The organism is Bradyrhizobium sp., assembly GCF_036735945.1.
Classification (GTDB): domain Bacteria; phylum Pseudomonadota; class Alphaproteobacteria; order Rhizobiales; family Xanthobacteraceae; genus Bradyrhizobium.
The window spans coordinates 1-12,557 of sequence record NZ_DAINNI010000136.1 but is presented as its reverse complement, the minus strand read 5'-3'; the positions used below and the strand labels follow the sequence as shown (position 1 = coordinate 12,557).

The 12,557-nt window shown below is 65.2% G+C and carries 10 protein-coding genes and 1 tRNA gene; 5 read left to right on the top strand and 6 right to left on the bottom strand.

Going from position 1 to position 12,557, the window contains the following annotated elements; all coding sequences use genetic code 11:
- Nucleotides 1-235: 235 nt before the first annotated feature.
- A complete protein-coding gene (locus V7E26_RS26005; protein ID WP_324421808.1) occupies nucleotides 236-1,063 on the top strand; it encodes a hypothetical protein in 828 nt (275 codons plus the stop codon).
- Between the two features lie 173 nt (nucleotides 1,064-1,236).
- Here the strand turns inward: V7E26_RS26005 and V7E26_RS26000 are convergent, their stop codons facing one another.
- The 5 genes from V7E26_RS26000 to V7E26_RS25980 all read right to left on the bottom strand — a co-directional run bounded on the left by V7E26_RS26000 (nucleotide 1,237) and on the right by V7E26_RS25980 (nucleotide 6,552).
- A complete protein-coding gene (locus tag V7E26_RS26000; RefSeq protein ID WP_324421806.1) occupies nucleotides 1,237-2,181 on the bottom strand; it encodes a tetratricopeptide repeat protein in 945 nt (314 codons plus the stop codon).
- A 218-nt stretch (nucleotides 2,182-2,399) separates the two neighbouring features.
- Nucleotides 2,400-2,475: transfer RNA gene (locus V7E26_RS25995), tRNA-Thr, on the bottom strand.
- Between the two features lie 181 nt (nucleotides 2,476-2,656).
- Nucleotides 2,657-4,438, bottom strand: coding sequence for a heme biosynthesis HemY N-terminal domain-containing protein (locus tag V7E26_RS25990; RefSeq protein ID WP_324421804.1), 1,782 nt, complete (start codon nucleotides 4,436-4,438; stop codon nucleotides 2,657-2,659).
- Nucleotides 4,439-4,465: 27 nt separating this feature from the next.
- Nucleotides 4,466-5,686 carry a COG4223 family protein gene (locus tag V7E26_RS25985; RefSeq protein ID WP_324421802.1) on the bottom strand — a complete coding sequence of 407 codons (1,221 nt, stop codon included), beginning with the start codon at nucleotides 5,684-5,686 and terminating at the stop codon, nucleotides 4,466-4,468.
- Between the two features lie 110 nt (nucleotides 5,687-5,796).
- Nucleotides 5,797-6,552, bottom strand: a complete 756-nt coding sequence (locus V7E26_RS25980) for a uroporphyrinogen-III synthase (RefSeq protein WP_324421800.1) — start codon at nucleotides 6,550-6,552, stop codon at nucleotides 5,797-5,799.
- 125 nt (nucleotides 6,553-6,677) lie between these two features.
- Here V7E26_RS25980 and tsaD point away from each other — a divergent pair, with 125 nt between their 5' ends.
- Genes tsaD through V7E26_RS25965 form a run of 3 tightly spaced genes read left to right on the top strand, consistent with a single transcriptional unit; the run spans nucleotide 6,678 to nucleotide 9,149 of the window.
- Complete coding sequence (tsaD, locus tag V7E26_RS25975) at nucleotides 6,678-7,751, top strand: tRNA (adenosine(37)-N6)-threonylcarbamoyltransferase complex transferase subunit TsaD (protein ID WP_324421810.1); 1,074 nt, start codon at nucleotides 6,678-6,680, stop codon at nucleotides 7,749-7,751.
- Between the two features lies 1 nt (nucleotide 7,752).
- A complete protein-coding gene (locus tag V7E26_RS25970) occupies nucleotides 7,753-8,733 on the top strand; it encodes an NAD(P)H-dependent glycerol-3-phosphate dehydrogenase (protein WP_324421798.1) in 981 nt (326 codons plus the stop codon).
- A gap of 2 nt (nucleotides 8,734-8,735) precedes the next feature.
- Entirely contained in the window at nucleotides 8,736-9,149 is a 414-nt protein-coding gene (locus V7E26_RS25965) for an EVE domain-containing protein (RefSeq protein ID WP_324421796.1), read from the top strand.
- Nucleotides 9,150-9,164: 15 nt separating this feature from the next.
- On the opposite strand, the gene V7E26_RS25960 is transcribed toward V7E26_RS25965, so the two are convergent.
- A complete protein-coding gene (locus V7E26_RS25960) occupies nucleotides 9,165-10,334 on the bottom strand; it encodes a DNA topoisomerase IB (RefSeq protein WP_324421794.1) in 1,170 nt (389 codons plus the stop codon).
- Between the two features lie 372 nt (nucleotides 10,335-10,706).
- On the opposite strand from V7E26_RS25960, the gene acs reads away from it, so the two are divergent.
- The coding region (acs, locus tag V7E26_RS25955; RefSeq protein ID WP_324421792.1) for an acetate--CoA ligase at nucleotides 10,707-12,557 on the top strand (1,851 nt) is incomplete at its 3' end.

The window sequence follows — 12,557 nt, the reverse complement described above, 5'->3', positions numbered from 1 at the left end:
CGACCCGAAATGTTCCACCAGCCCGCCCGGCAATCATGAATAAGACGGGCTAGAGGACCGTATTCGCTCCATCATTGACGAAACCCGCCCGGAAGCAGCTTCCGATGCCGGAGCACGAAGTACGGAGGCGGTATTATCGGAGCTGGTAGAGCTTCGAATTGATCGAACTGGAAGTTTCTACTTCGTTCGGAAAGGCGCGCCAACGGACGCCGAGCTGACCTCAATCTCGGACCTCGTGGTCGTCGATGGTCTCTATGACTGGAAAAGGCCGAGGAAACGACGGCGATACCTTGAGCTGAAGGCTGACGCGGCCTATGCCGGACCAGTTATGGTTGCCGAGGGGGATTCCTGGTTTGAGCACCCGCTGTATCCGGATCTGCTCGACTGGGCGGGGAAGGATTTTGCGGTACTGAGTCTGGCAAAAGCCGGCGACACCTGGAGCGACATGATCGATCAGGACAGCGAGCCGCCCAAGCACTACTCGGATGGCTCGCTCATGGGACTGATCCACGCTGTCGCCGACGAGAGCAATACAGCTCGACCGCCCAAGACCATTCTGCTGAGCGCAGGTGGAAACGACCTGATCGGCCAGATCGTTCAGTGCGTTTACCCCTATGACCCCGAGAGGAGTGAAGACGACTACATCAATCACGATGAATTTGATGTGGTTCTTGGCCAGGTCATGACCGACTATCGAGACAAGTCGGCCGAACTCATTCGTATGGGCAAGATCGTACTGGTACATTCGTACGATTATCCAAATCCGCAAGACAACGGGCCGTTCATTGGCTTCCCCTTGAGGAAGTACCGAAACATACCGGGCGTCGGCTTGATGCGCCGCATCGTCAATCAGATGATCGACATATTCTCGAACGAGCTGATCTCCCTCGCGAACAACTCAAATGATAAAATCCACTTCATAAACTTGCGTGAGACGATAGGTACACGCGACATCCTCAATGGTCCTGACCAGAGGCTGTGGTCGGATGAGATGCATGGCAACCAATTTGGTTACGAGCTCCTTTGGAAGAGATTGCGCGCTGGAATTGAAGCGCACGCCTAAAAGGACGCTCGAAGCGGCTGGGCGATGACGCCGCGGACGAGGTGTTTCAGATGCGCGATACGCAATTGCCGCCAGCCGATCCCGGCTGGTGCTGGCTGTACTCAACTCAACGCGATAGCTACCAACCGACCGGCGGTCTCGGAGCAATTCGGCAAATCCTCTTGGAATGCACATCAGCCGCGCTCGGCCAGCCAGCGAGCGCGGACCTCCTGGAGTCTTGCCTTGGCGAGCTGCTCGAGCCCGGCGTCGGCCCGGAGATCGACGACTTTCTGAAGATCGGCAATCGCATCGCCGGCGTTGCCGAGTTTGAGATGGAGCTCCGCGCGATTGAGGTACGCGAGCGGCTCCCGAGGTTCGATCGTGATGGCGCGATTGTAGCTTGTCAACGCACCATCATAGTCGCCCGAACTGTAAAGCGCGTTGCCACGTTGGCGATGCGCCGTCGCCCACTCGGGCGCAAGGCTGATGGCTTCATCGTAATCAGCAATGGCTTGGCGGAAGTTGGCCTGAAAGTCGTAGGCAAGTCCACGGTGGTAGTATCCTTCGGCAGTCCGATGATCGGGCAGCGTTCGCGACAGGAGGTCGACTGCCGCCGCATAGTTCTTGCGTTGTATCGCGTCCACGGCTTGGCTTAGCTCTGGAGTCCACACGCTGCGGCGACGGGCGACTGAGCGCTCGATTGCAGAGACAAGCCGCTTTACATCATCTTCCCATTGTTCGTCAGAGAGCCGCAACGCGTTCCGCATGACGGCTGGCTTGATTTCAGCGGGCACCGCCTCGGAATGCGGCATGGTCGCTCCGCCCACGAGTACAGGAACGATCTCGCGTTCTCGGTCGAGCGCGGCCCGGATCTCATTGCGGACAACATCATGCGAGTCGTCGAGCCTGCAAGCGCCATCGGGTGAACCGGCGGTCAACCATTTCGGACCAATCACGACAACGACGACATCGGACAGTGCCATGGCCTCGGCGATGGCACTAGTGAATGTCGCACCCACGTCGATCGAGGTTACGTCGAAGAACACGCTACCAGCCTGAAAGTGTGCGATCAGGGCATCGCGTAAGCGTCCGCTGTATGGAGCAGAATCAGCGCGGCGATAGCTGATGAAAATCTTCATGGGCATCTCCCGCAGATCGGATGAAGCGCGACCTTCAGCGGCGCGATCATAGCACCCAGCGCGCGGCGGGTTACTTTAGCGACTGCCGCCAAAAGCGCGTGTGAGCTCGCTCACCCTGCGCGAGCTTATTTGCGGTACCACCTCGACACAGGGCGTCGGTCGAGGATGCAGTAATTTGCTTGTGCCGGCTTTGATCTCAGCGATGGATTGGAAGGAGCTGGTGCCGCAAACAGGACTCGAACCTGTGACCCCGTCATTACGAATGACGTGCTCTACCAACTGAGCTATTGCGGCGGACCGAAGCGGCGTTCGGGGGTTAAGCCGCGAACGCCCGCACCTGATATCGGGCAGAGGCCCGATTGGCAAGAAAAAGGCTACGCCAAAGCGTTTTCAAGCGAAGCATGTCCCCGGACTTGATCCGGGGATGGATGCCGGTTCGCGTCAAGAAAACGCGTCAAATCAAGAAGCTGAACGGCTAGTTGCCGCCCCAGCGTGACAAAAATCCCTTCCAGCCGCCAGCCTGGGCCTTGGGCGGGCCGATTTGTTCCGCGAATTCGTCCGGCGGGCCGTCCTCGTCGACGCCGGGGTCGTCGGGCGCGCGGACGAGCGGGATCACGGCCGGAATCGGCGCCGGTACGGCTTTCGGGATGTCCTTGCGCGAGCGGAACAGGGGCGCCGGCTGCGGCGGGGCCGGTTCAACCGGCTTTGGCGGAGGCGAGGCCGGTTCAGCGACCGGCGCGGTAGCGCCGGCCTCGACCGTAACCGGCTCGGCGGCGGTGGCCGCCGGCGGCGTATTGTCCTGCTCGGCCGAGGGTGCGGGCGCAACCGGGGCGGCAGAAACTTCCGGCGCAGCGGCCGGTTCGGACGGCGGCTCGGCGACCTGCTCCGGCGGCGCGATCACCACGGCGCGGCGCGGGGTCGCCAGCATGGCTTCCTCGAATGGCGACGATTCGATCGTGCCGCCCTTGTCGGACGGCAGCGCCGCGACCGGCGTCTGCCACTGGAACGCATCGAGCCGTCCGGTGACGGGTGAGACCGGTCGCCAGCGGTCGCTGACATAGCCATCCGCGGTCCAGGCCGGATCGTGCGCCGCGCGCACCGCGCGCAAGGTCCAGGCGCGGGCCCGGCCGCTGTCGCCGTGCTCGGTGCGTTCGAGTTCGGCCATCAAGAGCGCGACGCGCTGCGTCGGCGCGGCAATGAACGGTTCCAGCGCCGCGCGCGCCCTGGCAAATTCGGAGGCGTCGATCGCGGCGCGCGCGACCGCCAGGGCGCCCTCGATATGACCGGGCGTTTTCGCCGCCAGCGTCTCGACGCGCACCAGCCGCTGCCGCGCGGCATCGCCGAGCTTCACATGGGCGTAGGCATCCGCGAGATCAGGATGCGGCTGCGCCAGCCAGGCCGTCTCGACGAGACGCATCGAACGCCGCACCTGGTGCGCCTCGCTTTCGAACTTGCTCGCAAGCACCGCCGCCGGCACCAGCGTCGGGGCCAGCTTGACCGCCTCCATCACGCTGTCGCGCGACAGGTCGCGGTCGATCTTTTCGAATTCCAGCGCACGCGCCGTCAGCAGCACGCCGCGCTGCCTTCGATAGGTCGCCTTGTCGATCAGCCCGGCCGACTGGTTGTTGTCGAGGATCTTCAGCGCACCGGCCCAGTCGCCCTTGGCGCAGCAGAAGCCGAGCACCGCATGCGAGGCCCATGACGAGGACGGCGACAGTTTGAGCGCTTCCTCGGCGACCATCACGGCGGCGACGGGATCGTCGGCGCGCTGCGCCTCGATGAAGAGCCCGCGCAAGCCGAGCAGCCGCGTATCCTCGCGCTCGGCCATGGCGCGGAAAGCGCGCTGCGCGCCCTCGCGGTCGCCCTCGAGCTGCGCCGATTGCGCGTGCAGCAGCAGCGACAGCGGATCGTGGGCAGCAAGCCTGCGCGCCGCGTCCGCGTGCATGCGGGCGGTGGAGGAATCGCCATGGCCGATCGCGAGCAGCCCTTGCGTGATGGCGTGACGCCCGCGGGCCTGCCGGCGTTCGCGCCGGTTGCGGCGGATGCGCGCCGGCGTGCGCCACAGCCCGCGCAGGATCGCCCACGCCATCATCGCCGCGACGACGACGATGCCGAGCGCCAGCACGAACACCGGCAGCGTGGTCTGCACGCGATAGCCGCCCCATGACAGCGCGACGTCGCCGGTCTGTTCGGCAATCCAGGCGGCGCCGGCCGCGCCCAACGCGATCAACAACAGAAACAGAATGATCCGGATCATCGACAATACCTGAACTCTACAAGAGCCTTATTCCGACGGCTTGGCGAGCACGGCCATCGCCTCGGTGGCAAATTGGCGGGAGGCGGCGAGGGCTGCGTCGCGCGCGTCGGCGCGATCGAGCCAGCCTTGCGCCGCCGCGCGATCTTCCGGCGACAGCGTCTTCAATTCACGCCGCGCCTCGTTGAAATCGTTGCGCAGCGCCGCCGCCGTGATCCGCGCCACCACCGCGCCGCGGTCGGTGCCGGCGGTGTCGGTGCGCTCGATCTTCACCAGCTTGGCCGCGCCCGCCTGCAGACGATCGACGATGCCGGTGCCGGTCGTGGCCGCGGCCTGCTGGGCCGGCGTCAACTTCGGCACCAGGGCCAAAAGTTCGCTTGAGAGCCTGTTGGCGTTCGGCACGCCCTTTTCCGCAAACGGATCAAGCGGCTTCAGCGCGTCCGGCGACGGCGCCAGCGATTTCGCCGTCGCAAGCGCGGCGGGATAGGGATCGCCGACGCGCACCAGCACATCGAGCAGCACCGCCGCCAGCACGCGGCGCCACGGCATGTCGTTGGCGGCCTTCGCATCGGCGCTTTGGGCATTGGCAATCTTGCTGCCCTGTTGCGCGATCTCGGCGCCCTGCGCGCGCATCTGGTTTTCGATTTTCGCCATGCGTTCGGCGAACGCGGTGAGATCCGGCGACACCGCGCCGTCGGCGCGCGGCGCCGACTTCACATCATTAAGGGCGGATGCGAGCTTCTCGCCCTGCGCGCGCGTAGCGGCAAGTTCAGCGCGCAACGTAGCGACCGATTTTTCCAGGGCCTCGGTACGGGGATCGGCAACCAGCTTGCCGGCCTTCGCCTCGAGGCCGGCAACCCGCGCGGTCAGGCCGTCGATCGCGGCGGCATTCTGCTGCGCGGCCGGCGGCACGCTGACCGGCTGGATCGCGGGCCAGCCCAGCATCCAGCCGACGCCGATTACCAGCGCCGCCGCGACAGCGCCGGAGACCGGCGCAACGACCCAGGGTGAGACCGGCCGCGACGGCGGCTCCGCGGCACGCGGGGTTTCCTCCACCGGCGCCTCGGCGATTTCCGGGGAGGTCTCGTTAGCCGCAACCTTGGGCTCGGGCTCCGCGGCCGGGTCGGATGACGTCTCTCCTGCGGCCCTGGTCTCGCTCGATACCGCCTCGAGATCGATCGTCGGCGGCTCGCGCTTCGGCCGGCCGGAATCGGGCAGCGGTCCAGTGTCTTCGGGCCTGTTATCGACCATCGCAGCGGTTCCCCTGAACAGTTAGATGCCGGAACTTAGCAGAATCGGGACGAGTTAGAGCATGAAGTAGCCGTGGCGGCACCGGTTTTCCGATGAAGGCCGGCCCAGACTTAGAGATTAGCGCGGAATCGGGGCTGTAAGGCCCGCTCCAGCGCCTCGAACAGGGCATTTTCATCCGGCGAAGCCGCCGCTGTAACCTGGGTCGCGCCTGCGTCACGCAGCACCGCGGCCACTGCAGGCGAGATGCAGCACTGCGGCAGCGCCAGCGCCGAGATTTCGACGCCGCCGGCACGCGCCGCTTCCAGGAAGGCCCGCGCGCTGCGCCGCGAGTAATGCAGCACGGCCTCGATCCCATCAGCCATGAAAGCGTCACATATCCCCCGTGGCAGGCTCGGCACCGGCATCATCCGGTAGGTGGTGGCAGTCACGACCGTAAATCCCTTTTCGCCGAGTTCGCCGGCGAGGTCGCGAGAGAGATCGGCGCCTGCAAGGTAGAGTAGCGGGCTCGCCTTCTTCAGTTGCTTCGATTTCGCGCTGGCGACGACGAGATCGCGCAGCGAGCCGGCATCGCCCTTCGCCGCGATCACGTCGCCGAACCCGGCCTCGCGCGCCGCGGCCGCGGTACTCTCGCCGACCGCAAACAGCGGCAGCTTGAAAAGCCGACTGTTCCCGATTTGCGGCGCGACGGCGCGCAGCGCATTGGCGCTGGTAACGATGACGGCGCCATAATTTGCCTCCACGTCGTCCTGAAACGGAACGGCTTCGAACCGCAGCATCGGCGCGCGCAGCGCTTCAAAGCCCCGCGCGCGCAGGGCGCCTGCGGTCCTATCATCGTCCGGGCTCGGTCGCGTGACGAGGACGGCCATATTTTTAGATCTCCGCCAAACCCATGTCCGGGCGATTGCACCTTGCGCCCCCGTGATGCTACGCGGTTACGGAAGCGTTGTTTTTTGCGAAAGCGCAAGGGATCAAATTGGATAAAGACAAGCCGATGCTGGTGCTGGGGATCGAGACCACCTGCGATGAAACCGCAGCCGCGGTGGTCGAGCGTCAGCACGACGGCAGCGGCCGGATCCTCTCGAATATCGTGCGCTCGCAGACCGTGGAACACGCCCGCTTCGGCGGCGTGGTGCCGGAGATCGCGGCGCGCGCCCATGTCGATCTGCTCGACGGCATCATCGACCAGGCGATGAAGGAGCCCAATGTCGGCTTTGCGCAATTGTCGGCGGTGGCGGCGGCCGCGGGCCCCGGCCTGATCGGCGGCGTGATCGTCGGCCTCACCACCGCCAAGGCGATTGCGATGGTGCACGATACGCCGTTGATCGCGGTCAACCATCTCGAAGCCCACGCGCTGACGCCGCGGCTGACCTGCGCGCTCGCGTTTCCCTATTGCCTGTTCCTTGCCTCCGGCGGCCATACCCAGATCGTGGCGGTCGTCGGCGTCGGCGAATATGTCCGGCTCGGCACCACCGTCGACGACGCGATGGGCGAAGCGTTCGACAAGGTCGCCAAGATGCTGTCGCTGCCCTATCCGGGCGGACCGGAGGTCGAGCGCGCGGCCGCCGACGGCGACGCCAGACGCTTCGCCTTTCCGCGGCCGATGCTCGGCCGTCCCGATGCGAACTTCTCCCTGTCGGGACTGAAGACCGCCGTGCGCAACGAGGCCAGCCGCATGATGCCGCTGGAGCCGCAGGATGTCAGCGATCTCTGCGCGAGCTTTCAAGCCGCGGTTCTGGAATCGACGGCGGACCGCCTGAATGTCGGCCTGCGGCTGTTTCACGAACGGTTCGGCCCGCCGCGCGCGCTGGTCGCCGCCGGCGGCGTCGCCGCCAATCAGGCCATTCGCGGCGCCCTGCAGAATGTCGCCGCAAAAGCGCAGACCACGCTGATCATTCCGCCGCCGGCGCTGTGCACCGACAACGGCGCCATGATCGCCTGGGCCGGCGCCGAGCGCATGGCGCTCGGGCTCATCGACACGATGGATGCGCCGCCGCGGGCGCGCTGGCTGCTGGACGCCACCGCCAAAGCGCCGGCCGGCTTCGCCAACTCCCGCGCGGGATTCTGACATGGCATCCTTCAATACGGTCGCGGTGATCGGCGCCGGCGCCTATGGCACCGCGCTCGCCTGCGCCGCCACCCGCGCCGGCCGCAAGGTCACGCTCTATGCGCGCAATGCCGACGCCGCCGCGCAGATGAAGGCGGCGCGGCAGAATCCAAAACTGCCCGGCATCAGCCTCGATGCAGGGATCGAGATCACCGCCGACATGGCCGAGGCCGCGCGGGCGGACATCATCCTGCTGGCGACACCGGCGCAACATTTGCGCGACGCCGCCATGGCGCTCGCGCCGCTGCTGAAACCTTCGACGCCTGTCGTCGCCTGCGCCAAGGGCATTGAGCGCGGCACGCACCGCTTCATGACCGAAATCATCACCGAGGCGATCCCGGGCGCAGTCCCCGCGATCCTGTCGGGGCCGAATTTCGCCGATGACGTCGCGCGCGGCCTGCCGACCGCCGTGACGCTTGCGGCAAAGGACGAAAGACTGGCGAGCGATCTGGTGCAGGCGCTTGGCTCGGCCACCTTCCGGCCCTACCACACGACCGACGTTCGCGGCGTAGAGATCGGCGGCGCCGCCAAAAACGTGCTGGCGATCGCCGCCGGCATCGTCGTCGGCCGTCAGCTCGGCGCCTCCGCGCTGGCCGCATTGACGACACGTGGCTTCACCGAACTCGCGCGTCTCGGGCGGGCCTGCGGCGCGCGCAGTGAGACGCTGGCGGGCCTGTCGGGCCTCGGCGATCTCATCCTGAGCTGCGCCAGCCCGCAATCGCGCAATTTCGCGTTCGGTATCGCGCTCGGCCGCGGCGAGCAGCCGAACCACAGCAAGCTAGCCGAAGGCGAGTTCACCGCCCCGGTCCTGATCGAGCTCGCGGCTTCGCAAAATGTCGATATGCCGGTATCAAATGCGGTCGCGGCGATATTGAGCGGAAAGATCACGATCGACGCCGCGATCGAAGGCCTGCTGACGCGGCCGTTCAAGGCGGAGGAATGACGATGGCGTACTGGCTGGTGAAATCAGAACCGTCGGTGTGGTCGTGGGACCAGCAGGTCGCCAAGGGAGCGAAGGGCGAGGCCTGGACAGGCGTGCGCAATTTCACCGCCCGCCAGAATCTCGTGGCCATGAAGAAGGGCGACAAGGCGTTCTTCTATCATTCCAACGAGGGCAAGGAGATCGTCGGCATCGCGGAAGTGATCAAGGAAGCCTATCCCGATCCGACCGACAAGACCGGAAAGTTCGTCTGCGTCGACATCAAGGCCGACAAGCCGTTGAAGGCGCCGGTGACGATGGCCGCGATCAAGGCCGACAAGAAGCTCGCCGACATGGCGCTGGTGAAATATTCGCGCCTGTCGGTGCAGCCGGTGACGGCCGATGAGTGGAAGATGGTCTGCAAGATGGGCGGGATGTAAGCCGCTGCTTCGGCATTACGCCGCCGCAGCCGTCACCACTTCCGCCAGCAGCGCTTCGCGTTTCTTCTGGGTGCGGTAGCCCTTCATCGTCGCGGCAAAGCGCTCGAGGATGCCGTCCTCGAAGGCGGTGACGATGGTGTCGTGCACGTAGCTCTTGCGGCAGATCGCGGGCGTGTTCGACAATTCGTCGGCGGCGGCGCGCACGGCGTCCAGCACCTGCCTCTTGCGGCCACGGGCGCTCGCCGCCGGCGTGATCCGCGACAATGATTCCAGCACGACGGCGGAGGCCATCAGCGTGCGGAAATCCTTCAGCGAAATCTTGATGCCGGCGAGCTCGCGCAGGAACGCGTTCACCGTCGTGGTCGAGACCGTGCGCACGGTGCCGGAATTGTCGCGGTACTGGAACATGCGCTTGCCCGGCACGGTGTTGAGGATGCCGATGGCGCGCACCAGCTTGGCGGCGTCGCATTCCTTGCGCACGGCCTTGCCGCCCTTGGCCTTGAAGGTCAGGACGAAGCTGTCGTCTTCCAGCGTCACGTTCGACTTCAACATCGTGGTGGCGCCGCGGGTGCCGTTGAGGCGAGCATAGGATTCGTTGCCCGGGCGGATCGCGGTGCGCGCGATCAGCTCGATCACCGCCGAGAGCGCGAATTCGCGCGTCGGCTCGTCGCCGGAGAGGAACGCCGAGACCTTGCGGCGGATCTTCGGCAAGGCGCCGACCAGTCGCGCCAGGCGATGCGCCTTGCGCTGCTCGCGCACCTTTTCCCAATCGGCGTGGTAGCGGTACTGCAGCCGGCCCGCGGCATCGATGCCGACCGCCTGCAGGTGCGAATTCGGATCGGCCGAGTAGCGGACATCGCGATAGGCCGGCGGCACCGCCATCGAATGCAGCCGGCGGATGGTGCCGGCGTGGCGGATCTGCGTGCCGTTGGCGCGATGAAATGAATAGCCCTTGCCACGCTTGACACGGCGGATCGTCAAGCCGTTCTGATCGCCGAGCTTGAGGCCGAGTTCCTGGGCCAAATCTTCGACCGAGGTCTTGGCGACGATATGCTGCTTTGGCGCGCCTGGCTTGCGTGCGTGCCTGACCGGTTCCTTCGGGAGTTGACCCAGCGCTTCCGCCAGGGCGGCGGCGGGATCGGCTGAAACGGGCCGCTGAGCCTCGAAATTCTGCTGATCCATCATCGCCGCTGTCGCCTTACTCCACCTGTTTCGCCGGTAATGCCCGTTATTGTGACTTGTTCCGGGGGTGGGCGCCCCCCGGGGAGGCCATTTAGGGGCTAACAATGTTTATTGCGAGTCTCGATTCCGTCATTGGAGGTTATCAGATACCTTTCATGGGAGCCATTCCGGCGATAACGTTGATTTCGCCCTGCCCGCAACAGTTAAAAATTTAGCGACCTTGATCTTTGACAAGGCCGGGAACGGGCCGCCCGACCAAGGTTGCAAACGTTCCGCCTTGTCCGGGTATCGCCCCGCGACGCATACTCGCTGCAACAATTTTGGACGACTTGCGGCCGCTCGAGGTGCGCGGCCGCAATGAGTGGGAGGAAAAGCATGTCCGAGAAGATTTACGACGTATCCGCCGATTGGGCCAGGCGCGCCTATGTGGACGACGCCAAGTACCGCGAGATGTATGCGCGCTCGGTCTCGGACCCCAACGGCTTCTGGGCCGAACAGGCCAAGCGGCTCGACTGGATGAAACCGCCCCACAAGATCGAGAACGTCTCCTTCGCGCCAGGCAACATCTCGATCAAATGGTTCGAGGACGGCGTGCTGAACGCGGCCTGGAACTGCATCGACCGCCATCTCGAGAAGCGCGGCGACCAGACCGCGATCATCTGGGAGGGCGACGACCCCTCGCAATCCAGGCACATCACCTATCGCCAGTTGCACGACGAAGTCTGCAAGATGGCCAACATCCTGCGCACTCGGAACGTCAAGAAGGGCGACCGCGTCACCATCTATCTGCCGATGATTCCGGAAGCGGCCTATGCAATGCTGGCCTGCGCGCGGATCGGCGCTATCCATTCGGTGGTGTTCGCCGGCTTCTCGCCCGACAGCCTCGCCCAGCGCATCACCGACTGCCAGTCCAGGATCGTCATCACCGCCGACGAGGGCCTGCGCGGCGGCAGGAAGGTGCCGCTCAAGGCCAATGTCGATGCCGCGATCGCAAAGGCCGGCGGCGTCGACTGGGTCGTGGTGGTCAAGCGCACGGGTGCAGCCGTCGACATGAATCCGTCGCGCGATTTCTGGTACCACGAAGCAGCCGCGATGGTGACGAAGGATTGCCCGGCCGAGCACATGCACGCGGAAGATCCGCTGTTCATCCTCTACACGTCGGGCTCCACCGGCCAGCCCAAGGGCGTGCTGCACACCACCGGCGGCTATCTCGTATTCGCGGCGATGACGCATCACTACGTCTTCGACTATCACGACGGCGACATCTACTGGTGCACCGCCGACGTCGGCTGGGTCACCGGCCACAGCTACATTCTCTACGGGCCGCTCGCCAACGGCGCGACCACGCTGATGTTCGAGGGCGTGCCGAACTATCCGGACAATTCGCGGTTCTGGAACGTCATCGACAAGCACAACGTCAACATCTTCTACACCGCGCCGACCGCGATCCGCGCGCTGATGCAGTCGGGCGACGAGCCCGTGAAGAAGACCTCGCGCAAGAGCCTGCGCCTGCTCGGTTCGGTCGGCGAGCCGATCAATCCGGAAGCGTGGGAATGGTATTATCGCGTCGTCGGCGACAGCCGCTGCCCGATCGTCGACACCTGGTGGCAGACCGAGACCGGCGGCATCTTGATCACGCCGTTGCCGGGCGCAACCAAGCTCAAGCCCGGTTCGGCGACGCGGCCGTTCTTCGGCGTCGTGCCCGAGATCGTCGACGCCGAGGGCAACGTGCTGCAGGGCGAGACCACAGGCAATCTCTGCCTCGCCAAATCCTGGCCGGGACAGATGCGCACGGTCTATGGCGACCACGCGCGGTTCGAGCAGACCTATTTCTCGACCTACAAGGGCAAGTACTTCACTGGCGACGGCTGCCGCCGCGACGCCGACGGCTATTACTGGATCACCGGCCGCGTCGACGATGTCATCAACGTCTCCGGCCACCGCATGGGTACCGCCGAGGTCGAGAGCTCGCTGGTCGCGCATGCGAAGGTATCTGAAGCCGCCGTGGTCGGCTATCCCCACGACATCAAGGGCCAGGGCATCTATGCGTATGTGACGCTGATGGCCGGCACCGAGCCGACCGAGGAGTTGCGGAAAGAGTTGGTGGCGTGGGTGCGCAAGGACATCGGGCCGATCGCCTCGCCCGACCAGATCCAGTTCGCGCCGGGCCTGCCCAAGACGCGCTCCGGCAAGATCATGCGTCGCATCCTGCGCAAGATCGCCGAG

Excerpts from the sequence above, each read along its gene's own strand:
- V7E26_RS26000 (WP_324421806.1), bottom strand. The coding sequence starts at position 2,181 with ATGAAGATTTTCATCAGCTATCGCCGCGCTGATTCTGCTCCATACAGC.
- V7E26_RS25990 (WP_324421804.1), bottom strand. The coding sequence starts at position 4,438 with ATGATCCGGATCATTCTGTTTCTGTTGTTGATCGCGTTGGGCGCGGCC.
- V7E26_RS25985 (WP_324421802.1), bottom strand. The coding sequence starts at position 5,686 with ATGGTCGATAACAGGCCCGAAGACACTGGACCGCTGCCCGATTCCGGC.
- V7E26_RS25980 (WP_324421800.1), bottom strand. The coding sequence starts at position 6,552 with ATGGCCGTCCTCGTCACGCGACCGAGCCCGGACGATGATAGGACCGCA.
- tsaD (WP_324421810.1), top strand. The coding sequence starts at position 6,678 with ATGCTGGTGCTGGGGATCGAGACCACCTGCGATGAAACCGCAGCCGCG.
- V7E26_RS25970 (WP_324421798.1), top strand. The coding sequence starts at position 7,753 with ATGGCATCCTTCAATACGGTCGCGGTGATCGGCGCCGGCGCCTATGGC.
- V7E26_RS25965 (WP_324421796.1), top strand. The coding sequence starts at position 8,736 with ATGGCGTACTGGCTGGTGAAATCAGAACCGTCGGTGTGGTCGTGGGAC.
- V7E26_RS25960 (WP_324421794.1), bottom strand. The coding sequence starts at position 10,334 with ATGATGGATCAGCAGAATTTCGAGGCTCAGCGGCCCGTTTCAGCCGAT.